This window comes from Vibrio sp. R11-SG3-ISO9 (assembly GCF_059834255.1).
This window is the reverse complement of the sequence record NZ_JCBDGU010000056.1, coordinates 378,388-402,005: the sequence shown is the minus strand read 5'-3', so window position 1 is coordinate 402,005 and position 23,618 is coordinate 378,388. Positions and strand designations below refer to the sequence as shown.

23 protein-coding genes are annotated in these 23,618 nt (G+C 45.3%); 12 read left to right on the top strand and 11 right to left on the bottom strand.

Going from position 1 to position 23,618, the window contains the following annotated elements:
- Window positions 1–95: 95 nt before the first annotated feature.
- A complete protein-coding gene (locus AC6R05_RS22740; protein WP_500648738.1) occupies window positions 96–266 on the bottom strand; it encodes a hypothetical protein in 171 nt (56 codons plus the stop codon).
- A gap of 283 nt (window positions 267–549) precedes the next feature.
- Here AC6R05_RS22740 and AC6R05_RS22735 point away from each other — a divergent pair, with 283 nt between their 5' ends.
- Window positions 550–1,038, top strand: a complete 489-nt coding sequence (locus tag AC6R05_RS22735) for an Lrp/AsnC family transcriptional regulator (RefSeq protein WP_032553765.1) — start codon at window positions 550–552, stop codon at window positions 1,036–1,038.
- An 84-nt stretch (window positions 1,039–1,122) separates the two neighbouring features.
- Here the strand turns inward: AC6R05_RS22735 and AC6R05_RS22730 are convergent, their stop codons facing one another.
- Window positions 1,123–1,830 carry a DUF445 domain-containing protein gene (locus AC6R05_RS22730; protein ID WP_285402791.1) on the bottom strand — a complete coding sequence of 236 codons (708 nt, stop codon included), beginning with the start codon at window positions 1,828–1,830 and terminating at the stop codon, window positions 1,123–1,125.
- A 203-nt stretch (window positions 1,831–2,033) separates the two neighbouring features.
- Here AC6R05_RS22730 and dmeF point away from each other — a divergent pair, with 203 nt between their 5' ends.
- The gene (dmeF, locus tag AC6R05_RS22725) at window positions 2,034–2,939 is read left to right on the top strand and encodes a CDF family Co(II)/Ni(II) efflux transporter DmeF (RefSeq protein WP_500648737.1); all 906 of its coding nucleotides are present in this window, start codon (window positions 2,034–2,036) and stop codon (window positions 2,937–2,939) included.
- A 9-nt stretch (window positions 2,940–2,948) separates the two neighbouring features.
- On the top strand, window positions 2,949–3,365 hold the full coding sequence (locus AC6R05_RS22720; protein ID WP_032553769.1) for a MarR family winged helix-turn-helix transcriptional regulator: 417 nt from the start codon (window positions 2,949–2,951) through the stop codon (window positions 3,363–3,365).
- Between the two features lie 209 nt (window positions 3,366–3,574).
- Here AC6R05_RS22720 and AC6R05_RS22715 read toward each other — a convergent pair whose 3' ends face one another.
- Window positions 3,575–5,425: an ABC transporter ATP-binding protein gene (locus AC6R05_RS22715; protein ID WP_500648736.1), complete on the bottom strand. Its 1,851-nt coding sequence runs from the start codon at window positions 5,423–5,425 to the stop codon at window positions 3,575–3,577.
- Between the two features lie 433 nt (window positions 5,426–5,858).
- On the opposite strand from AC6R05_RS22715, the gene AC6R05_RS22710 reads away from it, so the two are divergent.
- The 6 genes from AC6R05_RS22710 (at window position 5,859) to AC6R05_RS22685 (ending at window position 12,213) form a co-directional block, all read left to right on the top strand.
- Entirely contained in the window at window positions 5,859–6,833 is a 975-nt protein-coding gene (locus AC6R05_RS22710; protein WP_500648735.1) for an arginine deiminase-related protein, read from the top strand.
- A gap of 144 nt (window positions 6,834–6,977) precedes the next feature.
- Window positions 6,978–7,811, top strand: coding sequence for a LysR family transcriptional regulator (locus AC6R05_RS22705; RefSeq protein ID WP_500648734.1), 834 nt, complete (start codon window positions 6,978–6,980; stop codon window positions 7,809–7,811).
- 179 nt (window positions 7,812–7,990) lie between these two features.
- A complete protein-coding gene (locus AC6R05_RS22700; RefSeq protein ID WP_500648733.1) occupies window positions 7,991–9,001 on the top strand; it encodes a DUF1254 domain-containing protein in 1,011 nt (336 codons plus the stop codon).
- Window positions 9,002–9,063: 62 nt separating this feature from the next.
- Window positions 9,064–10,290, top strand: coding sequence for a DUF1254 domain-containing protein (locus AC6R05_RS22695; RefSeq protein WP_500648732.1), 1,227 nt, complete (start codon window positions 9,064–9,066; stop codon window positions 10,288–10,290).
- An 86-nt stretch (window positions 10,291–10,376) separates the two neighbouring features.
- Complete coding sequence (locus AC6R05_RS22690; RefSeq protein ID WP_500648731.1) at window positions 10,377–11,201, top strand: hypothetical protein; 825 nt, start codon at window positions 10,377–10,379, stop codon at window positions 11,199–11,201.
- A 220-nt stretch (window positions 11,202–11,421) separates the two neighbouring features.
- Window positions 11,422–12,213: a LysR family transcriptional regulator gene (locus AC6R05_RS22685; protein WP_500648730.1), complete on the top strand. Its 792-nt coding sequence runs from the start codon at window positions 11,422–11,424 to the stop codon at window positions 12,211–12,213.
- A gap of 76 nt (window positions 12,214–12,289) precedes the next feature.
- On the opposite strand, the gene AC6R05_RS22680 is transcribed toward AC6R05_RS22685, so the two are convergent.
- The 4 genes from AC6R05_RS22680 to AC6R05_RS22665 form a co-directional block, all read right to left on the bottom strand.
- Window positions 12,290–13,321 carry an HlyD family secretion protein gene (locus AC6R05_RS22680; RefSeq protein ID WP_500648729.1) on the bottom strand — a complete coding sequence of 344 codons (1,032 nt, stop codon included), beginning with the start codon at window positions 13,319–13,321 and terminating at the stop codon, window positions 12,290–12,292.
- 3 nt (window positions 13,322–13,324) lie between these two features.
- Window positions 13,325–13,831 (bottom strand): magnesium transporter, encoded by a 507-nt coding sequence (locus tag AC6R05_RS22675; RefSeq protein WP_500648728.1) that lies wholly within the window; start codon window positions 13,829–13,831, stop codon window positions 13,325–13,327.
- A 143-nt stretch (window positions 13,832–13,974) separates the two neighbouring features.
- A complete protein-coding gene (locus AC6R05_RS22670) occupies window positions 13,975–14,892 on the bottom strand; it encodes a LysR family transcriptional regulator (RefSeq protein ID WP_500648727.1) in 918 nt (305 codons plus the stop codon).
- An 89-nt stretch (window positions 14,893–14,981) separates the two neighbouring features.
- Window positions 14,982–15,839, bottom strand: coding sequence for a hypothetical protein (locus AC6R05_RS22665; RefSeq protein WP_500648726.1), 858 nt, complete (start codon window positions 15,837–15,839; stop codon window positions 14,982–14,984).
- A gap of 557 nt (window positions 15,840–16,396) precedes the next feature.
- On the opposite strand from AC6R05_RS22665, the gene AC6R05_RS22660 reads away from it, so the two are divergent.
- Window positions 16,397–17,269 (top strand): YadA C-terminal domain-containing protein, encoded by an 873-nt coding sequence (locus AC6R05_RS22660; protein WP_500648725.1) that lies wholly within the window; start codon window positions 16,397–16,399, stop codon window positions 17,267–17,269.
- Between the two features lie 110 nt (window positions 17,270–17,379).
- Here the strand turns inward: AC6R05_RS22660 and AC6R05_RS22655 are convergent, their stop codons facing one another.
- A complete protein-coding gene (locus tag AC6R05_RS22655; RefSeq protein WP_500648724.1) occupies window positions 17,380–18,012 on the bottom strand; it encodes an esterase/lipase family protein in 633 nt (210 codons plus the stop codon).
- 140 nt (window positions 18,013–18,152) lie between these two features.
- A complete protein-coding gene (locus AC6R05_RS22650; RefSeq protein WP_150897399.1) occupies window positions 18,153–19,076 on the bottom strand; it encodes a LysR family transcriptional regulator in 924 nt (307 codons plus the stop codon).
- 114 nt (window positions 19,077–19,190) lie between these two features.
- Between AC6R05_RS22650 and AC6R05_RS22645 the strand changes: the two genes are divergently transcribed.
- Together AC6R05_RS22645 and AC6R05_RS22640 are read left to right on the top strand one after the other, a co-directional pair.
- On the top strand, window positions 19,191–20,132 hold the full coding sequence (locus tag AC6R05_RS22645; RefSeq protein WP_150869806.1) for an SDR family NAD(P)-dependent oxidoreductase: 942 nt from the start codon (window positions 19,191–19,193) through the stop codon (window positions 20,130–20,132).
- An 11-nt stretch (window positions 20,133–20,143) separates the two neighbouring features.
- Window positions 20,144–20,524 (top strand): DUF4345 family protein, encoded by a 381-nt coding sequence (locus AC6R05_RS22640; RefSeq protein ID WP_150870343.1) that lies wholly within the window; start codon window positions 20,144–20,146, stop codon window positions 20,522–20,524.
- Window positions 20,525–20,605: 81 nt separating this feature from the next.
- On the opposite strand, the gene AC6R05_RS22635 is transcribed toward AC6R05_RS22640, so the two are convergent.
- Window positions 20,606–22,081, bottom strand: a complete 1,476-nt coding sequence (locus AC6R05_RS22635; RefSeq protein ID WP_500648723.1) for a Na+/H+ antiporter NhaC family protein — start codon at window positions 22,079–22,081, stop codon at window positions 20,606–20,608.
- A gap of 17 nt (window positions 22,082–22,098) precedes the next feature.
- Window positions 22,099–23,442: a glutamine synthetase family protein gene (locus AC6R05_RS22630; protein WP_500648722.1), complete on the bottom strand. Its 1,344-nt coding sequence runs from the start codon at window positions 23,440–23,442 to the stop codon at window positions 22,099–22,101.
- Between the last annotated feature and the right edge of the window lie 176 nt (window positions 23,443–23,618).

Sequence of the window (23,618 nt, the reverse complement as noted above, 5' to 3'; positions counted from 1 at the left end):
CCGAACGGCAAATCTTAAAAGAAGCATAAAGCTAAAGACGAAGAAAGTAGCGAGATTAGCAATAAAAAAACCTCCAAGATGGAGGTTTGATGTGCTTAAGCGGCTTGCTTGATGCCTTCTGGTTCAACGAGAAAGCCATCTAGTTTTACTTCCCAGCCGTAGCTTGAATATTCGTTTGCAAGTGCTTGAGCGACGTCTTTAGATACGGTTGCTCGAGTCCATAAGCCAATGCGGTAAGGTTTGTATGCGATTTCTTGTGTTTTCATATATAGAGTCATCCTTTCTCTCTGTGCAATCTATTATTCACACAGCCCTCAATAGATACTTTTCTCTATAGCTCAACTTATTTGTTAAAAAGGTCAAATTTATAACATTATATTAACAGTCTGAAACTGAATTTATAAGTTATCAATATGGCTAATTCTCTTTATATCTTCCTTGTAAATACGGTGTTGTCGACCTGTTTTAAATTCTGTGAGCCGTGCTCTGCAGGTTTTGGTCAAGCATGGAATATACTCACCCTATATTGAGACTGTTTATAGAGATGTTATGCCTCAACACCAATTGGATCGTATCGACAAAGAGATACTACGAATCTTGCACATGAAGGGCCGACTGCCGGTTGTTGAACTGGCTAAGCAGGTAAACCTCACCACTTCTCCATGTTCGGATCGTTTAAAGCGTCTCGAGAAAGAGGGCTACATTACTGGCTATCACGCTGAGTTATGTTCAGAAAAATTAGGCCTCGATGTACAGGTGTTCATTCATATTCGCTTAGACCAGACCAGCTTTTCGATTTTCGATAAGTTTGCACAGGCCGTAGAGATGATGCCTGAAATTGAAGAGTGCTATTCGCTTTCTGGTGACTTCGACACCATGATCAAAGTACGAGTTAAAGATATGAAGGCGTATCAGTCGTTTATGTCGACTAAGCTTGGTACGCTACCTGGAGTGATACAGACAAGAAGTGAAGTGGTTATTGAAGAGCACAAAAAGGGCTTTGGCGTGAACCCTGAATTGCTCTCTACCTTGGGCTAGTTCTGTTTTCGCTCTGATTATGGGATATAAAAAATGGAAGCCACATGGCTTCCATTTTGCGTTCTAAAGGAGAGAGTTTACGGTTTATAGAGTGATAGCCGCTGAGATAACGCCAATTACGCCACCGAAAACACCACCCCATACCACAAGCCAGCCAAGGTGCTCTTTGATCATTTTCTGCACCATCTCTTTTACCAATTTTGGTGTCAGCTCGCTCAAGCGCTGGTCGATGATCGCTTCGATGTTCTCTTTGATTTCGTCCATCATTGCAGGAGACTCAAACTGCTCTTTGAGGGCATTTTTCACAGTGTCACTTTGGCCAATCTCAATGATAGAAGTCTGCATTTTCTCTACAAATGGTTCTTTCAGCGGTTGAAGTGCTTCTGTGCCACCAAGCATTGCGAGCATCCCGCCAAATTGAGAGTTGGCGATCACTTCGACCAAGGAATCGAACGCAGGGTTAAGGTCAATCTTCTTGATCACTGGCTCTAAGTTCAGCGACTGGCCGCCAGCCATTTCGCTGTTCAAGAAGCGGTCGATGTTACTTTCGGTAAAGAACTGTTCCATCATCAACTGCTTGATGGCCGCTTTAAACTGTTCGAAACGAGCTGGAATCACACCTGAGCCATACAATCCCGGCACTTTTTCAAACAGCATGTGAATGGCAAGCCAGTTGGTAATCGCGCCAGAAAATGCGAATAGGCCCGCATAAAGTAAATATTGGCTAGCCGTAAAGTAACCCGCAGCCAGCAGAGCTAAAGCCACCGCGTTAGTGATAACACTCTTGTTCATAGTTGTTCTCTAGATTAAGTCTTGCGCGCATTTTAAAAAAAATCAGGAAAGAAACAAATAGAAAGCAGCAAGCTTATTCATGGATCTAGGCTAATCATGAAATTTAGCTTGCCGTGGATCATAGCTTGATCGTTGACTTTGTTTGATAGTCAAACTACATTGATGGGCAAGTATTTTGATTATCAAACTAAAATGGAATAATGATGAACCCTCAAGTTAAGCATTCACACCACTTTTCTGCCCGCAACCAAACGGGTGAAAGAAGGACTTTTTATGTCTTGTTGTTAACCGTGGTCACTATGGTGGTGGAGATCGGGGCAGGGACGGTATATGGCTCCATGGCGTTGTTGGCCGATGGTTGGCATATGGGGACTCACGCTGCCGCATTTTGTATCACGCTATTTGCGTATCGCTATGCGAAGAAGCATGAAAACAGTGACCGGTTTTCATTTGGTACGGGGAAAGTGAGTGTGTTGGGTGGCTACACCAGTGCTATTGCGCTGGGTATTGTTGCTTTGTTGATGTTTACTGAGTCGGTGCATCGCTTGCTAAATCCTCAAGCTATCCAGTTCAATGAAGCGATAGTGGTGGCTTGTATCGGTTTGGCTGTGAATGTGGCGAGTATGTTCTTATTGGGCGATCATCACCACGACCATCACGACCATCACGACCATCACGACCATGACCACAGCCACCATCATCATGATCACAACCTCAGAGCTGCTTATATGCATGTGTTGGCCGATGCGCTCACCTCTTTGTTGGCGATCGTCGCGTTGTTGTTTGGCAAATTCTACGGTTGGAACTGGTTAGATGCGATTATGGGTATGGTCGGTGCCGTCGTTATCTTAAAGTGGACAATGAACCTGCTTAAACAGACGAGCCCGATCCTGCTAGACGAAAGCATTGACTCAAACTATCGCCAGCAGATTATTGAAGAGCTTGCGCCGGATGCAGAGGTGAACGATTTGCACATATGGAGAATCAGCGGTCATCACTATTCGGCAGCCATTGCGCTGCGATCAAATGGTGATTTGAGCGTGAATGACTTTAGGCAACGACTGGCGAAGTTTGATAAGATTAATCATCTTACTCTTGAATTAAATTAGTCATTTGTCATGCAAAACCTTGAACACCTAAGTCAGCTTATTACCGAATTCTACGACAAGATGTCTTCTTGGGAGCAATCGGTTGTGAAAGAGACGGGCTATTCGCTAGCTCAGGTACACACCATCGAAGTACTGGGTGTTCATGGTGCTCTGCGTATGAAAGAGCTGTCTGAAAAGCTTGGAATCACGACAGGAACGTTGACGGTTCAGATTGAAAAGTTGGTGAAAGCGGAGTTAGTGAAGCGCTGCGAGCATCCTACAGACAGACGCGCCATCGTGGTTGACTTAACGCCAGCAGGGCAAGCGATTCATACCCAGCACAACCAGTTACACCTAGAGCTAGTAAATGACTTAACCAGTGGCATCTCTTCGGAAGAGACGCAGGTTTTGACAGCATGCTTAGAGAAAATGAATCGCAAATTCTAGTTAACAAAAAAGCCAGTTAACAAAAAAGCTAGCCAATAAAAAAGGCTAGCCTCCCCCCGAAGTCTAGCCTTATTCCAGAACGCGCAAGCGAAGCGTCTTTGTCTGTTAGTCATATTATATAATTACGACATAACATTCTGCTACGCCCAATTTACGACTATCTAACAAATTAGTGTGAATCGCCCCGCATATTTAAAATTGCATACAATTTAAGCGTTGGATGCCTGTTCCAGATCATCTCCGATAAAGCCACCTGTTTGATGATTCCACAGTTGAGCATAGATGCCATCTTGTGAAATGAGCTCTTGGTGCGTGCCCTCTTCAACGATATTGCCCTGGTCGAGTACGATCAAGCGATCCATTGCTGCAATAGTCGACAAGCGGTGCGCAATCGCAATCACCGTTTTACCTTCCATCAGCTCAATCAAGCTCTCTTGAATTGCTGCTTCTACCTCAGAATCGAGTGCAGATGTCGCTTCATCAAGTACCAATAGCGGTGCATTCTTCAGAAGTACACGAGAGATCGCGATACGCTGACGCTGACCCCCTGACAGTTTCACACCACGCTCCCCCACTTGTGCATCATAACCTAAGTTGCCGAACGGGTCGGTTAGGGTTTCAATGAACTCATGAGCATGCGCTTGCTTGGTCGCTGCATACAACTCTTCGTCAGTCGCATCTGGACGACCGTAAAGGATGTTGTCTTTGATAGAGCGGTGAAGTAGTGAGGTGTCTTGTGTCACCATACCGATGTTGCTACGCAGCGAGTCCTGCGTAACCTCAGCGATCTCTTGCCCATCAATCAGAATGCGACCTTTTTCAACGTCATGGAAGCGAAGCAGCAAGTTAACCAGCGTTGATTTACCCGCACCAGAGCGACCTACTAGACCTACTTTTTCACCCGGTTTGATATTGAGGTTAAGGTTGTTGATGACCCCTTTGTTCTCACCGTAGTTAAAACTTACGTTATCAAAGTGAATGCCACCTTGAGGCACTTGCAATGGCTCCGCGTTCGGCTTGTCTTCGATAGCGATTGGTTTAGCCAGCGTTTTCATGCCGTCAATAACGGTACCCAAGTTTTCAAATAGGCCACCGATTTCCCACATGATCCACTTAGACATACCATTGATACGCAGTGCTAAGCTGACCGCGATAGCGATCGCACCAACGGTGATTGCGTCATCTAACCATAGATAAATCGAGATACCTGCAATGGCGAAAACCAGTAGGTAGTTAGCAAACTCAACCCACACGTTAAAGCCAGTCACTAAACGCATTTGACGGTAAACCGTGTCTAGAAAGCCTTCCATTCCCTCTTCAGCGTATTCCGTTTCACGCTTGCTGTGTGAGAACAGCTTAACCGTCGCAATATTGGTGTAGCTATCCACGATTCGACCTGTCATCAGTGAACGCGCATCGGCTTGTTCAGAAGAGACATCTTTTAGCTTTGGTACAAAATGCAATTGAATACCGACGTAGACGAACAGCCAGATCAGCATTGGAGCCATTAAGCGCCAATCGGATTCGGCCAACATGAATAGCATTGCCGTAAAGTAGACAGTCACATAGACGAATACATCGACCATTTTGGTCACGGTTTCGCGAACGGCCAATGATGTTTGCATCACCTTAGTTGCGACACGTCCTGCAAAGTCATCTTGATAGAAAGAGAGGCTCTGCTTGAGAAGGTAGCGGTGGGCAAGCCAACGAATCGACATTGGGTAGTTGCCCAGTAAAGTTTGGTGAAGCAACAGAGAATATATCGCGATCATAACTGGCATGATGACCAGTAATAGAATGCCTAAACCAATCAATGTTGATTGATTGTCGGCAAGGAAGGTCTCTTTATTACTGGTCGATAACCAATCCACGAGCTGGCCCATGTAGCCAAACAGGGCAACCTCGATGATGGCGATAGTCATGCTCATTAAGCCGAGAAGCAGTAATGGTTTTTCAAAGCCACGTGTGTAATGTCGACAAAAAGCCAATATGCCGCTTGGGGGCTGTATTGGTTCGTCTTTTGGGAAGGCCTCGGTAAAGCCTTCAAATTTCTTAAACATAGATTTCCCTTAGTCAACCTCTGCATCTGTGTGCAAAGTTGTAATTATTGTGGTGATTTTAGATCACGAGTAAAACAAGTCCATGACAACGCGATAAGCGAAATCATAGTTATTTTTTAATGAGTTAGGGTTGATGTGAAATGAGACGTTGACTGACTGCCGCGGGATCAACGTGTTATGCAACAGGGCTATCCTAACGCTAATTGGATTAAATTGTAACCAAAACTGACACTTAGCGTAATATTACTGTTCGAATAGGATGCTATAAGTGAGTAGAGGGCGGCGCTCAAGGTAGTGCAGTAAAAATTAGGGAGGATTGGACATTTGGCAGGAATTATTGAGGTTAGCTAATGAAATTATCAATAATTCAGTGATTTTTCTCGTAACAACCTGTTTACAATTAGCGGGTAAATTCCAGATAGGGACAGTTGAGATGTTAAACCTACATGAAAAATCACTACAAACAACGAATGTACAAAATGCAAACTGTGTAGTGATGGTGCCACCTAAAGAGTTTCGTTTTAATGAAGAGACCGCGCGTGACAATGAATTTCAGCAGCGCGTTAACTTGACTCAAGAAGAAGTAAAGTCGCAAACCATGGCTGAGTTTAAGGCAATGGTGAAGGTACTTCGCAAAGAAGGCGTGCAAGTAGTCGAGTTTGATTATCCTGAGCTTGGTGTTGAAACACCGGATGCGGTTTTCCCAAACAACTGGTTTAGTACTGTTAGCGACGGCAGCCTATACACATTCCCAATGGCGTGTGAAAACCGCCAACATGAAGTGAAGCCTAATGCTCTCATCGAAGCACTTGAAGCATCTGGTCGTATTGTAAACCATGTAGATACGCTTGAGTCTTACTTGCAGCAGGGTGCTTACCTTGAAAGTACAGGCGTAATGGTGATCGACCACATCAACAAGACCATCTATGCAGCCCTTTCTCAACGCTGTGATAGAGAAGTATTGGAAGACTACGCCAAGCGTATCGGTTATTCGCGAGTGGTTTCTTTCCAAACAGCTCTGCCTTCTGGGCACCCGATTTACCATACCAATGTGATGATGGCGATCGGTGATAACTTCTGTGTGATCTGTGATGAAGTGATTCCAGAGTTCGAGCGTCGCTTCGTCGTGAAGTCCCTTGCGAAAGATAAACAAGTGATCTCGATTTCGATTGATCAGATGAACCGCTTCTGTGGCAACATCCTTCAACTTGAAACCGTGAATGGCGATAAAGTGATTGCGATGTCACAGTCGGCTTTTGATGCGTTTTCTTCTGCACAACGCGCTCAGCTAGCGACGCACGGTAAACTGCTGCCATTCAACGTGAAGACTATCGAAGATATCGGCGGTGGCTCAGTACGCTGCATGCTTGGTGAGGTGTTCCTACCTACCAGAGTGAATCGCCTATAGTCCTGCTTTCACTATGTTTGTTTGAGTTATTCAATACCACTCTTTGTTAAAGGGTGGTATTTTTGTTTTAGGGTGTAACTTCTTCCCGAACACTTAAAGAGTTACCAAGCGGCGGCTCGACTTAACCACTAACGGCTGGAATGTATGGACTTAAATCTCATTATCCCTTTCTTACGTGTTTACGAACTCAACAGTATTACTCAGGCTGCTGACGTTCTCGACGTTACCCAGCCTGCCATGTCTGCGAGCATCAAACGCTTAGAACAACAGTTGGGCAAAGCGTTGTTTGTTCGTCATGGTCGCAGGCTTGAACCCACATCTGATGCTCACGCCCTTGCTGAACACTTTAAAGAGATAGAACACAGGCTTGAGTTAGCGCTGGATAAACCCAGAGAGTTCACTGTCTACGCTCCCGAACACATTGTGATTCAGCTGCCGGTGATTGAAGGGGTGAAGTTAATTGAAAACCCCTTGTCTGAGTATCTTGTGCTTGACCACTTACGTCACGATAAGATCGACATGGCGATTGAGTCCCGCTTTAAGCAAGATAAAGAGCAGTCTTTTGTTTATGAGCATCTTCAAGATGTTGAGTTGGCGTATGTATGCCGAGAAGATCATCCTTGGATAGGTGATTCGGTAACCTTAGAGGAGTTTCACGACCTCGAACATGTGACTCTTACTTACTCTCAACATGAAGTGTCGGGTATGGAAAAACTCACAGGGATGAATCTGCCAAGAAAAATCGTCAAGCAGGTGACAAGCCCAAGTTCGATGCTACTGTGTGTGCGTGACTCTGATGCTATCTGTGCCACTAATGGCAATGATCCTTTGATCGAAATTTTGGGTTTAAAAAAGGTCGCGGTACCGTTTGCAATTGATCCCATTCAGATAGACTTGGTGTACCACAAAAAGTACCAAGATAATCATCATCACAAACAGGTGAGAGCACAGATCCTCAAGCACCTCGGAGATATCTAAACGCTCGTCTACCTCTCCCATCTTCTTTTTTGAATAGATTGTTCTCTACATAAACGCCATTTATGTAGAGCATCACTGCACCTGTCTACTACCGCTATTCATTCCTTAATACATTAACCACATCAACGATACAGCGTAAAACCTGTCATCTAACTTGGGTTATTTTTGAGGATGAAAACATGAAAAAAACAGCGGTAGCAGCAACACTTGCTGCACTTTCTTGTGGCGCCTACGCCGACAATATCGAAATTACTTACGACAATTATGAAGTGATGGAGACACATGAAGCAATGAGCCGTATCGCTGGCCTTGCTGGTGATAATAACTTTTTCCACTTCCGCGCTATCACACCGCTTGATAATCAAACCGTTGTCAGAATGAATCAGGATACGCTCTACAGTGGTTTCGTTACTGATTTGAGTAAAGGCGGCGAAATTACGATCCCTGATCTTGGTGATCGTTACATCTCTGTCATGGTGGTTCTTGGTGACCACTATATCAACCAAGTATTTAGCACCGCAGGTAAGCATAAGATTGATGCCGACCCAGAGCAGACTCACGGCATGATCGTTGTGCGCACAGAGGTTGATGCGAATAACCCTGACGACATCAAAGAAGTGCATCGAATCCAAGATGGACTGGTTGTTGAAAGTTACTCAAAGACGCCATATGTGCAGCCTCAATACGACCGCGACGAACTGCTAGCTTGGCGTGCAATGTTTGATGAAGTGAGTTCAAGAATAGGCTCTTTGAACGACATGCAAGGTGCTCGTGGAGAGATCAACCCACTGATGCATCGCCTAGGAACCGCAACAGGCTGGGGTTTACTGCCGGATGCAGCTGCTCAATACGTTGGGTATACCCACGATGGTGGTTCGACTGCATGTAGCGTCGCCACTTATGAAGTCCCTCCATTCTACAACGATGATACTCGCAATGGATTCTTCTCAATCACCATGTATGGCTCAGAAGGCTGGATGATGAACGAGAAGGCAATCCTGAACAAGAACAACATTCAGTTCAATTCAGACAATACCTTTACTGTGCACTTTGGTGATTGTGACGGTGTTAAAGGTGTGAAAAACCATTTGCCAGTGACTGAAGGTTGGAACTTCTTGGTTCGAGTCTACGAGCCAAAGCTTGATGAAATGGAATCTTACACGCTGCCAGTGGCTGTACCTGTTCAGTGATGCTATCGCATCGATTCATAGCAATTTCAGTATTTGATTACGATTAAACGAGAGAAAAACTCATGAAAAAAACACTTCTTGCCCTAACCATTGCAGCGGCATCATTCGGGGCGGTAGCGAGCGACGCAGTGACGACAAGCCTGCCAAATGGAACAGAAATTACGGCAACACCTGCGGAAATGCGTGCGTATATTGTTACGCATCATGCTAACTATTTAAAAGACACTGTGATTGATAATGGTGGTACAAACATCATTAAGCATACTCGTGAACTGCCAGGTTCAGGCACGGATTTCGTTGTGACACCTGCACTTGATCATTTGTACTCCAAGGCGGTGCTAGACCTTTCTGATGGCCCTGTATTCATGCAAGTACCCGTGGTGGAAGACCGTTACTTCTCAGTCCATATTACAGACCAAGAACACTACACGATTTATGATGAATATAACCCTAAACAAACCAATTATATGTTTGTTCGCGAGGGCAGTGACTATAAAGCCCAAGATGGTGTGACTGTTGTTGAGTCTAGAGGTAATCATCCGCATGTCTTCCTGCGAACGCAGGTCTTTGAAGCAGATACAATTTCAGAAAGCCATGCGATTCAAGATCAGGTCGCTATTCAGGCGGTCACCACAGGCGGCGCGTTGGACTTTTCTGATCCAATCAAATTTACGCTAGATACGAGCAGTGTATACCCTGAAAACCTTGAGCTGATGAAGTCACGAGTAGGCAAACACAGTGACGCTGAATTCAAGCGTATGCAGAACTTCATGACGGGCGTTTACCTAGAAAGGTCAATCGCTGAAGGCGCAGATAACTGGGGATTGTTTGGCCCAATCGATTCCAATGAGCCACGAGCAGATGACCATGTTACTCGCGTCATTGGTATTGTTGGTCACCTTGGGTTGCCAGTGTATTCGGCAACAATGGACGCAGAACATGCCTACTACACAGGTGTTCCGAGCAACTGCGAAGGTAAACCGTTAAATGGTTCGAAGACCGAGGTCTTTACTATGCCATATGAACCTGGAGTCGATCTATTTTGGTCACTGACTCGCTACTCGGGTATTACTTACAACACTATCCCAGGCGCTGAACATCAAGTTTATAACGCGTACAACACGCAGCCAGATGAAAACGGAAACATCACCATCACCTTCTCAACGGATGACCCGCAGGATGGCAGCTATTGGGTGCCAGTGAACGAGGGCGAACCGTACTACTTTGTTGAACGCTACTACGGGCCTCGAATGGCGGAGTTAAAGACGATTCTTCAACGTTGTGACTAACTAATAAATGCTCATGGATGAGCATTCAAATTGACATCTGATTTATGCGCGCCTTGGTCGCACGCATCCAACCAAAGGTTCCATCCATGAAAATTGATTTAGATACATTTGTGCCGCGCACATTAGCGGTAGGCATTGTTACAGCTCTAGTTTGTGCTCCCTCTGTAGCAAAAGCAGAAGACTCTGTCCAAGACATGAGTGATCCACTGGCTGTATATACTCAGGCTGGTGCAGGATCCAGCGATAAAGGACTGAACTTAAAGTTTGGTCAAACCTACGATACGGGCTCAGACACCACAATGGGTATGAACGTATTGGAGATTAAGGGGATCGCAGGCGATGCCATTGGCTTCCGTGATAACGATAAAGATAAATTCGGCAGTGTCGATGATTCAATAGACTCGGTACGTTTTCGCAATTTTACTGTTGACTTAACCAATGGCCGAGGCGCTCAAGTTGACGTGAATTACAACTTTGATACTAACCAAGGCTCTGCGTCTTATAGCTTCATTCAAGCGCTGCCCAAGTTTGGCCCTGTGAACTTATATCCGTTAGCTGGAGCCGGTATTGCTGCAGGTGAGCCATGGGATGACAAAGCTCGCTCAGGAAAAGATGAGCTACGTGACCGTTATGACATGCACGGCACATTTTATGTGGCGGGTATGTACGCGAAAGTCGAGATCACAGACAAAATCTGGCTGAACTATAACCCGATGTACATGGGCACAATCAGCGGCTCAGATACCTACAAAAATGGTGCGTTCTACGGTGACGATTCAATCATGACTCATGAGTTTGCAGCGTCATACCAAATCAACCCACGCCTCAATGTTCGCTACTTTGCGAACTGGAATGAAGAGGTTGATTTCGAAGATGGCGATCACCGTATCGAATTTAACTACCAATTTTAAAAATAACTCCTCGCTATAGGGAAGTAGCGTGGAGGTAATCATGATGAAGAACTCCCTTCAATCTATAGCTACTAGGTAGTAAGGCGTTTTCTGTGATGCGAGCTCAAGGGAGCTCGCTTTTTTTGTGCCTGAGTAAACAGCAGTGTGTGAGTTCTTATGTTTTGGTCTCTTAATCGCATATTACGTTTACTTTGCGACGATTTATTATTGAGGTCCTGTTATGAATGACTTAAATACACTGCATGTTTTTGTTTCGCTGATGAAAACGCAATCCACGATCCGCACTGCGATGGAGATTGGTCGATCTCAGTCGTACGTTTCAAAGGTTCTAGCGAAGTTGAGAGAGGACTTGGGTGACCCTCTATTCCTACGTAACCCGACAGGTTTAACCCCAACGACTTATGCGGTTTCTATAGAGCCGAAAATCAGTGCCGCACTAGGGCAGTTAAACCAAGCATTAGAACCCGAAAAGTTTGACCCGAGACAACTAGAAACGGTCTCGCTGCATATTGCAGAGCCTTATTTAGTGACTAGAGGAAAAGCGATAATTCAAGCCATTAGAAATCAGACGAATGCCGTCATTGATATTCGTACATGGGGAGACACCAGTGAGAGTTTGATCTTGCAAGGAGAGGTCGATCTAGGCGTACACGTACTAAGTGATAAGCCTCAGAGCTTTTACCAAAAACGTCTTCACCGTGGCTCTGGAGCATTTATTGGCAACGTTGAGTCTAAACAATACGTAAAATTTGTCGTTCCTGGTGTTAACGACCAAATACATCACTTTCATCAGCTTGATCCTACGATAGAGCCTCAAGTATTTGTCGATAACTATCAGCTCATGTCGCAGTTAATGGATGAATTCTATACCTTGCAATATTCGAAAGTGATGGATGATACCCAGCCGGATTTGAGCCTTGAGGTGGCTTTGATCATGAAGTCATCGCGTCGTTATTCATCCAAGATAGCGTGGCTATGTGACTTGCTAACCCCAATCCTGAATCAAGATTAAATGTGCTTGAATTGAAAAGAGGCTCATGTGAGCCTCTTTTTTGTGTTGCAACATCACTATTCCAATAGCGGGATAATTACAGTGCCGAAAGATAAGCTTTGTAGGCTTTGAGGCGAACGGTCGCACCGCCAATAATGTCCATGAAGCCGAGCATTGGGTGAGGCTTGGTCGCGGATACCCAGCCAGAACCAGTCGCTCCGATAGGAATGTTATAGCCTTCTGGCTCATCAAACTCGATGACGACAGTTCGGCCATGATCATTCATGTTGTTCCCGACATGCTGTCTTACGTGTTGTGACCCGTTCATTACCGAAACCCTTGCTTCACCAGTTCCGGTCGTCAGGCTATGGACACGACCTCGGAAGATTTCACCCGGGTAGGCGTTGACGTAAAACTCCGCAAATTGCCCCACCTTGATGCGGCTATAGGTTTGATCAGCTATACGCATTTCAACAAACTTCTTATTTACATCGTATAGATGCATGTTGCCTACACGGGTGCCGTCAACAATGTTCGAAATAGAGAGCTGACCATCAAATGGCGCACGAACTTCACGGCGTTCATTCTGCCACTGTGCGGTTGCTATTTGCGCTTCAATATTCAGTACTTGCGCGTTTGCCGATGCAATCTGAGCTTGGGTTGTGTCGATACGAGTTCGAATTTCATCACGTTGAGATTCTTGTGAAAAATCGCCTAATTGCGTCAAGCGTTGCAGTGTTCGCTCATCATTGTTTACCTGATGTGTGAGCGCCAATATTTCTGCTTGTGCGGCTTGTTTTTGAGCTTCTAGCCCTTTCATTTGCGATTCAGTGTCGACCGAACGTAGTGTGTAAATCAGATCGCCTTTATTTACGAACTGGTTGTGATCGACAAATACTTGCTCAACCTCCTGACCGATCAAGGGGCTTAACACTGCGTGTGGTGCTTTGACTGTCGTGCTGTCTGTGAGGTCAGCAGGAGACCAGAACCTATGGGCGGTAAATAGAGCAAAGGCGATTAACACACCAATGCCGACGATGATTGTCGCGTTTTTCAGTGTCCAGCGAACAATTCCTGTTTTAACTAAAATCCAACAGATTAAGATGTAGGGAAGCATGATCTCTTTCATGGGTTACTCCTTAGCAATCTTAGTTGCTGAATTGCCGTTGCGGATGATGCTCGAAATCGCGTCAGCGAGGATATCCCAGCGGGCAAAGGCAATGATGATGGCGAGTACCCACCATGTTTTATCGATAAACAGGCCACATAAGGAGAGCGCAAAGACGATTTGAGTATGCGCACTCGACATCTTGGCAGCTTTATGGACTGCTATTTCATGTAATTCCCACAGCAGGTATAAGACATAAACGAGGATGGCGACTGTGACAAAAAACACGAAGCCCATAAAGACCTCTGAATCGAGCAGTTTTAGTATTGTCGGGTGACCATCAATAAAGTAGTGCTCTGGTAAGGACTTGCCATGAATGGTCCCAAGTTTGGATAAGCCGACAGATGCTCCAATGAGAGCACCGATTATCACGCAAGATTTGGCAATAAACTTGGTGATGGTGAAGAATCCATTCTTTACCTTTTTACCGAAGCTGTCCTTAGCGTCGTTGGTTTGATTGTAGTGAAACATAGCGCTTGTCACTCAGTGATTGGATGACATACACGATACTTAGTTATTGGTGAAGTTTGGGAATAGCCGATATTACAAATGACGCGATGAGGTTTGACTACCCAGTTGTATTGAATAGGTAAATTCTAGTTAGTTGGAAATGTTCATAGGTTTTTATCTTTTACTAGGTTTGCTAAAAGCTCATTTAACCAGTTCACTACGGGTTTATTCGCATTTTTATACGCCACACTACTCACTACATTCGCATTGGGTATATGTGCGCCATTAAAGTCTAGTTTTAGTGGAACGAGACCGGTATAACCCGTGTTCATTTTTAAAGAGGCGGGCAAGAGCATGTTATTTGTACGAGCGACTTGCATTGCCAAGTGTAAGCTATCGGTTTGCAAGCGAATGAGAGGGGATCGTTCTGAGCGACCGAATACCCTATTTAGGTGAGTGTTCTTTTCATCCCAGCCCGGCAAAGTCAGTGAGATAAAACCATATTCTAATGCGGCTTCTATAGAGATGCTGTCGAGCTGGGCAAGTGGGTGATTCTCTGAAGCCAGCACGACAAATTGATCCTTTGCGAGCATCTTTTGCGTGATTGATTTTGGAAAATGGTCACTGTAATAGTTCACTCCCATTAATACTCGCCCATCTAAGATCTGCTCGACGGCCGTAGATTCCCAGCTTTTTAAGTACCAAGTCGCATTGGGTGCCTCGGCAGACAAACGTGTAAACAACTCGGCACCAAACCGCGATTGGATTGGACGATTGATGCAGATCTGAATCTTACCTTTCAGTTGTACTGGATTGAACTTTCGGTTGGCACTGATGGCATCATCAATTTCGCTGATGATATTGGGTAAGCGAGATAGCAAATGTTCGGCAAAACTAGTGGGTTGTAACTTTCCAGATGCGCGAACAAAAATTGGGTCGTTGAGTGCGGTACGACACTTACTCAGCATACGAGCAACGGCAGATTGTGATAGGTCTAGTCGTTCGGCGGTCACATAAGTGTTGCGAGTTTCGTTTAGGTCAATGAGCATTCTCATTGCTTTGAGGTCAATATTGTCAATCATCATGTTCCCATATTAAGCTAAGTCGAATGTAAGAATGGAATAAGTGTTATGAAACCAGAGTCCTTTCTGGTGTCATCTGGAGGAGCGGGTTAGAAACGCCAGTCGAAGCCGACAGAGATCTTGGTTTCCTCGCCACGCAAGTAGTCTTTATGGGGCATGTTGATGTCGTTCAGCTTAATGTTGGTGTATTTCGCTTCTAGGTAGATGTTGAAAATCGCACCGCCAACTTCGGTTCGTGTACCTTGTAAGAGCATCAAATCCACCATTTCCATCTCTACGCCACCATAGCTTGAACCACCAAAAGCTTGGAATACGGTGTAGAAAGTATCGTTCCATGGTTGAAGGCCGTATAAGTTGACCGACGCCATATGCGCATCATCTCCACCTAATACGTTTTTCACTGCACTACCATTGATGTTCATAAGGGCATTATTAAGCGCGGTTTGACCAGTACCTGTTGAATATCCACTCATTGAGCTAGGTACAAGGGTTCCTTGGATGTTTTGCGCGATTTGGTCAGTGTCAAAATCGACGTACGAATAATTGACCGACGGGAAGAACATCGTTTTACCATTGGTAGCGGTCAATGGCAGCATGTAGCCCGCTGTGTACATGTCTGTTGTGTCGGTGAGATAAGTATCGACATAGATACCACCAAAACGTGAGTCAAAGTTCGCTAAACGAAAACGGAAGTCCTCTGACTGCGTGAAATACTCACCAATCATGATGGTTTGAGTCTCTACACCATCGCCTCCGTAGAGGTTGTTGAATCCACCGCCCGCAACAAGTTTGATCTCGCCATTATCATCAGAAGCGATACCACCACGCCAAGCCGTATTGCGAGGGTCGGCATCATGCACGTCATTTTCTGCTGCTGTTACTGAGTGAGACAGAGTAAGTGCTGAAATTACGCCAAGCGCAATGAGAGAATGTTTGTAGTTAGTCATGTTATATCCTTAGTCACCAATTAATTGGTTTGAGTCGAATTTCGTTGTGAAGCTGATTATCAATAACAATTCGACTTGGATTAACACCTTTACTCGGGTTGTGAAAAGTCGCATTTCGACTTAGTGAGTTATTAAAGTGAATAAATAAAACCTTAATGATTAATTATCAGTGGTTTACTGTTTTAATTAATTTTCACTGAGGAGGATCTATATGGATAGAATATCTCTTATTCCATCTGAAATATTTATTAGTTAAGTGCTTTTTGGTTATTTAATACTTATATAAGCCTGTTTCTTTGTGGGGGTGTACGTGCTTTTATTGTTTTAAAGTTATGATATTTAATGTTACTTTTGACTTGCCTTGCTCTACATAAACGTTGTTTATGTAGAGCATAAATTATGCCCGCTACTTGTCTTTATCCTGTGAGTTTACATTAACGCCACTGAACGGGAGCGCTGGTTTTATTTAAACACCCCGCCTGTTCCACAGTTAATAAAAATCTCACCGAGAGTTTCCTCTCTCCCTTTAAATTAAACGAGTAAAGAAAAGTAACGTAATGAAAAAGACAATTCTAGCAGTGGCAATTGCAGCAGTATCATTTGGCGCAGTGGCGGACGTTCAAACTCCTGATTTGGATGCTCCTATCCGTGATGTCATTACAGAAGCGCATGACCATCTGGACGGCACTATCATCTTGGAGAACGTAAGTGTAGATACTCAGGGCGGATACTATGTAGCCGAAGTAACTGTAGATGATGTAACTTACACTGTTGATAAAAGCTCAGGCGATGTTTATAACTCTGAAGGTAAGAAATTAGGCTCTATTGATGTTGACTCTCGCGCCAAAACTATTGGAGGCAAGACCTTTGTAGCGGTAGAAAACGCTAACGGGCAGCGTGCGATTATCCTTGATGATGGTCGTGTATTGGCTAATGACACAACTCCAGAGTGGGGTGCAGACAAGCCTCGCCCTGAGTTACCAAAAGATAGTGATAACGTATTGCCAGATCGCCCAGAGGCATCAGAACAAATTCGTGATCTCGTGAGTAACGGTAAAGACATTGTTGGTGGCGAAATTGACCGCATAGATGGTGCTATCTATGACAGCTCTGCTCGCATGGATTCACTAGAACAAGATCTATATAAGCAAGGTCAAAAAATGCTTGAGCTTGATGACCGCATGGATCAGGTTATGGCATCTTCTCACGCAATTACTAACGCTCGTCCTGTGCTAGCTAATGCAGGTGAATATGCAGTTGGTGTGGGTGTTGGTTTTGCAGGTTCTACGGAAGCCCTTGCACTTGGCGGTGCGTACCAAGTGAATGACTCATGGTCAGTTTCTGGCACAATGAACTACGCGACATCGACTTCTCACGCATCATCAGATTTCTCAGCAGGCGTTGGTGCACACTACCGTTTCGGAAACTAATCGATAAAAGGACTATCAGGCGCAAGGATGCGTCAATCTATATGCTTGAATAACCCTATTGAAGTATAAATACGAACTAGAAAATCACGTAAAGAGCAAATCCCCCTCTCTTATTTTCCAGATCTAAAAGCCTTATTTTCAATAAACTCCAACGATCGCTGTACCACTTCTTTCGAATACACCAAAGCAGTGTGATTGAGGTTGAGTGCGCAGGTGTCGGTTGCCCCTTTTAGGTTGGCATCTTCTAGTGTTACCGTGCCATCGCCGTGATTTTTTCCTAATACGATTCGTCCTACGCCAGCGTCGTAGGTGCCAGTAATCACACCAATTGGCACGTCATTATCGTAGTCGCCAAGCCCGTCATTGAGGATATGTTTGGTTGAACCAAAAATGAATCCTAGTCCATGATTCGAGAGTGTCTTGGCTATAGTTGCGCCATTGTGTGGCGTGCCCGCGGTAATGATGCAAGTATCGGCAAATTTGGGCTGATAATGTTTGAAGTAGTGACGAATCAGTAAACCACCGAGTGAGTGGCCAAAGAAGTAGACCTCATCATTTTCTTCAAAGCGAGCAGTGACAAATCGATTCAATCGCTTGGAAGCGGATGGAAAGCGCAGAGAGTTATAGGCAAACTTGTGAGTTTGAAAGCCGCGCTTTTTAAAGTTTCTATCTAGATACTGCATGATCAATGCAGGCATATAGAGGCCGTGAATTAATATTATGTGCTTGTTTTTATTGTTCATTTCACCTCCGGATAATGCTCTATTCAGTGTATTTATTTGCCTAAATAAACTCAATATAAATCGGCAGCAATAGAGTGAAAATCGAGTATGAAAAAAGCCACTACATGAGTGGCTTTATTGAGGTGTTATTCATTATTTGCCTAATCAGCTTTTGCCACGGTTCCCGTCACCCAAAACTCGTTCTCACGTGATTGAATCTGTTCTCCAAGAAAATCGACAAAGCGACGAATTCTTGCAGTTCGGCGTAGGTCTGTGTGAAGCAACAACCAGATGCTTCGATAGGGCAGCGGCTTTTGAAATGGAGCGCGCACAAGGTTTGGGTGTCTGTCACCTAAATTGCATGCCAGATAAGCCATCCCAAGCCCAGAAGCCGCTAAGTTTATCAATGGGACCAGCTCCGAAACTCGGTGTTTAAGTGTGGCTTTTGGGTAGAAGCTCTCTTTTAGCCACTGAGCACTGACATCCCCCTCTGGTTCGTGCCATCCAATAAAGTGTAGCCCTTCGCCAGCGTTGTCTTTTACTTTCTCTGCGTATTCTCGGGTGCAGTAGGCCGCTTGCGACATCTGAACTAAACGGCGACCTACGGCATCGTCATAAACCTCATTAGCGATGCGAATCGAGACGTCTGATTCACGACGGCTCAAGTTAGCGATGTCGTTACCGAAATTGAGATTAAGTGTGATATCTGGATAACGCTCAGCAAAGAGTGCTAGGTCATCCATTATCGAGGTCATCGCCAATCCATGAGGCATAGAGACATAAACGGTGCCAACAGGCTCACTGTCTTTGCCAATGATCATGCGTGATGCTGCGACCATCTCCTCTTCGACGCGCTCAGCGTATGGGAGTAGTTCTTCTCCTATCTGAGTGAGCTGTAAGCCTTGCTTGGAGCGGTCAAACAGTCGACTACCAATCTGCTCTTCCATTACTGACAGGCGACGGGTGAGCGTGGTGTGATTGATCTTGATGCTCTCGGCTCCCCCACGCAGTGTTCCGCTGCGCACCACCGCGAGAAAGATCTTTAGGTCATCCCAGTTAAAGGTATAAGTCTCATTGTTCAGCATAATTCTGCCTATGGTTCATTTTTGAAACACAGTGTCCACTTTTACCTATATACAGTCCATTTTTCAATCATGTTAGCTTAATTACACGTTAAACATCACCGAGAAGGGAACATGATGAACTCAATAACAAGTGTATTAATTACGGGTGCCAACGCTGGCTTAGGCTTTGAAGCAGCGCGCCAGTTGGCTCAACAAAGTGGCATAAAGAAGATTTACTTGGGTTGCAGAAACCAACAGAAAGCGAACGAAGCGAAGAGAAAGCTGGTTGAAGAAACCGGCAAAGATTTGTTCGAGATTTTACTACTTGATGTCTCTGAGTCCTATTCCGTGCAACAAGCAGTGACTCGTCTCAAGTCGCCTGTTGATGCGGTAATTTTGAATGCGGGTGGTACGGGCGGAAAAACACCTCATCAACTGACTGAAGATGGCGTGACCACTATCTTTGCATCGAATGTTCTCGGTCATGTAGTACTTGTAGAAGAGCTAGTGAAAAAGCAGTTGGTTACGTCGACCATTATTTATGCGGGCTCTGAGACGGCGCGAGGTGTACCAAGAATGGGGGTTGCTAAGCCTGAGCTAAAGGACACGTCGGTACAGGAATTTTCTTCTATTGCAGACGGCAGCAAATTTGGTTCAAACGCGGATCCGCTGGATGTTTACGGCACCATTAAACTGACTGGTACTCTGTGGATGTCATCGATGGCGAGACAGCACCCGCACCTTCGTTTTGTGACCATCAGCCCTGGTGGCACGACTGGCACCAATGGTATGGACGATTTGCCACTGTTGAAAAAGGTGTTCTTTAAGTACGTGGGCGGAACCGTGATGCCACTGTTTGGCATGATGCACAGTGTCGAGAAAGGCGCCAAGCGTTACTTAGAAGGCTTGTTTAATCCAAGCTTTGAGAGTGGCCGATTTTACGCGAGCCGAGCCGGTTCTCCGACAGGGCCTGTGATCGACCAAGTGACACTGGAGCCACTATTTAACAACAGTTCTGCACAAGACAACGCTTATCAAGCGATTCAACAGTTTTTAACAGCGAAAACACCAGCATAAGGAGAGATATGATGGATACAGTAATGAATACATTGGTTGGCGTGATTGCGTTGATGTTGACTGGGCTTGGCGTGATGTCGATGTTTGCACCCAAGAAAATGTTGGCAAATTTCGCTTTGGAACCGATTGGTAAAGCGGGCATGAACACGATCCGCTCAGTGATGGGCGGCCTATTTTTGGCAAGCGTTTATATTATTGCGGCTGGCTTTTTTAACAATGACACTGACGGCTACTTCTTTGTTGCAGTGGTGATGTTGGCTGTCGCGGCCGGGCGAGTGGTCGGTCTGGTTCTGGATGGATTCGATAAAGCTGTTGTACCGCCATTGGTTCTAGAGCTGGTGATCGCCTCTATCTTGCTTTTTGTGCACATGAAACATGGCGGCTTTTACTGAGCGAGTTTCTGGAGACGAGTAATGTAAAAAATCCGAGTGTCGTTAAACACTCGGATTTTTTAATTAAGCTTGTTTTTCTTCTTAGCCAATCACTAGGAAGAAGATAGCGGTTGCGATGATGCCGATCAATGCGTACGGGAACTGAGTCGTCGCGTGTTGCATTGATGTACAACCTGAGCCTTGTGCTGACAGAACCGTTGAGTCACTGAAGAAGCAAGAGTGGCTGCCCGCCGCTGATGCTGATAGTAGCGCCGCAACAGTAAGGTGCAGTGGAACGCCAAGCTGCTCGCCAAGTGGCAATACGATTGGCATTGCTACAGCGAATGTACCCCATGATGATGCAGTCGCGAATACCAGCGCGCCAGTGATGATGAAGATGATTGCAGGGAAGTAAGGTGCAGATAGGTAAGGGCTCACCGTTTCGATTACATATTGAGTTACACCCAGAGAATCGTTAACCGATTTCAGCATAAAGCCGCCGATTACCGTTGCTAGTGGCAACAACATCACCTTGATACCGTCGTAGACCGCTTCGAACATGTCGTTCATCGAGATCAGACGCTGCACACCGTAGAAACAGATAGTGAAGATGATTGCGACAAACACACCGGCTAGTAGATCGATACCGAAGTACCAGCTCGCGGCAACTAATACTACCATTGGCAGTAGGAAGTTGATTAGGCCCATGGTTGGGTTAGTGTGTGCTGAGATGTCTGCGCCAAAGTCGATATCTGTTGCGCCATCTGGGCGAACTTGACCCTTCTTCGCGCGCTCTTCAGCAACCTTCATTGCGCCTAGGTCAGGCAGTTTTTCCATTGCAACGAGAAGTACGATTGCCAGTGTTACCCAGCCGTAAGCCATGTAAGGAATCGCTTCGATGTACGCCTTGATGCCTTGACCAGCTTCAGCAACGCCATTCGCTTCAAGCAGTGAGCTAAAGAAGATTGCCCAAGTTGAAATCGGAACCAGAATACAGATAGGGGCTGCGGTCGAATCCACTAGGTAAGAGAGTTTCTCACGCGAAATGTTGTAGCCATCTGTGATCTTCTTCATTGAAGAGGAGATAGCAATCGCGTTTAGATAATCATCAATGAAGATCAGAATACCGAGGAAGAAGGTCATCAGCATAGATTGTTTGCGGCTTTTCACCTTGGTCACCAGCATATCAGAGAAGCTTAAGATACTGCCGCCTTTCTCCAGAATCGCAATTAAGCCGCCCATCAGACCACAAACAAGCACGATCCATGCAATGGTCTCGTTCATCATCACATCCATAGAGATGCCAACGATCTGCTCCACCGCTTCGGTTGGGTTCAGTAGCAACACACCTGCAATCGTGCCGCTAAATAGCGCTTCTACGGTGCGGTGCGTTGTCAGTGCGAACACCAACACCAGAGCCGTTGGAAGCAAACTCATCCACCCGTAAGCCTCTCCTTCTTGGTGGTTCAATCCAATTGAAGTGAAGAACACAAACGTCGCCACCACCAATAGGGATACCATGATGTGTTGAGTGTTGATCTTCAGCGGCGCGTCCAACGCCTTGGTTTGCGTAGTCATACGTATATTTCCTTTATTTATGCTGAGTGCAACATCCATTCGATTTCTAATGGGGTGATTTCGCGTTCAAAGTCGGCGAGTTCACTCCGTTTGCAAGCTAAATATAAATCGATAAAGTCTCTAGAGATGTACGGAGCCAGCTCACTGCGTTCTAGCTGGTCGAGTGCCTCTGACATACGCAGTGGTAGGTCAATTGCATCATCACTGAGGGCTTTAGGACATTGGTCTTTGGTATAGTTTTCACTCGCTAATACCGCGGAAAGTACTACTGCAGCGAGAATATAAGGGTTAACGTCAGCTCCTGCGATACGATGTTCAATTCGGCGATTTTTACTATCGCTGATGGGCACACGCATCGCAACACCACGGTGGTTTTCTCCCCAATCGGCTTTCGTAGGTACGTAAGCGCCGGGGACAAAACGGCGGTAAGAGTTTACGTTAGGACAAATCAATGCCATGGAATCGGATGTCTGAGCCAACATCGCAGCCATGGTTTGATAAAAGAGGTCACTGACTTCGCCATCGGCTTGGCTAAAGTGATTGTTGCCGAGTGCATCCACCAAGCTAAGGTGAATGTGCATGCCATTACCGGCTTGGTCACCAAACGGCTTAGCCATAAACGTGGCATCAAAACCGTGCTGGTGGGCAATCTGGCGGATAAGACGCTTAGCGATGATCACTTCATCACACGCTTTGAGCACGTCTTTTGAGTGGTTAAAGTTAATCTCAAATTGCCCTGGCGCGGATTCAGAGAGAGCACCAGAGGTATTTAACCCTTGTTCTTGGGCGACCTTATTAAGATCTGAGAGAAAATCTGCGTAGTCATCAAGGCCGTCGAGGTCGTACACCTCGGTATCTTTCTCGCGTGACTTTTTGGTTGGGTTAATAGCGGTTTGCAGAGCACCCATCTCGCCACGTTTTTTGTCGATGAGGTAGAATTCAAGTTCTAAGGCAACGCATGGGTACTGATCTTTAGCGTGCAGTTTATCGAGCATGTCTTCGACGATATTACGAATGAATAGCGGACTTGGTTGCTCTGCTGTCTCATCCATCATACTTAACAGCACCTGACCGACAGATTCTTTTGCTGTTGGCATCAGTGTGTCAGCAACAGGGAAACAAATGTTATCCGGCTCGCCTAGGTCTTCACCTAACCCTGCGCTCTCTACTACATTGCCTTTAGTATCGAGAGTAATAGTAGACAGCGGTAGTGCCACCCCTTTCGTTAGCTTCTCCAGCGCATTGACTGGGATTCTTTTGCCTCTTGGTGTGGCATTGATATCGGTGAAAATGAGATCAACAAACTCGATGTTGGGCCATTTTTGTCGAAAATTTTTAACTTCCTGTAGATACGATTCCATTGAGTTCTCCAACTAGCCTCTGTACAGCAAACCTAAAGCAACAAAAAATAAACAACTGAGTTGTGTTGATAAGACTAAAGTCTAAAAATTTTGTTTTATTTGCTTAAAATACAATGGTTTATTTTGATTTTCTTTCAAGTTGTCAATTTTATGAAAGATGTTTTTTGTTAACTATT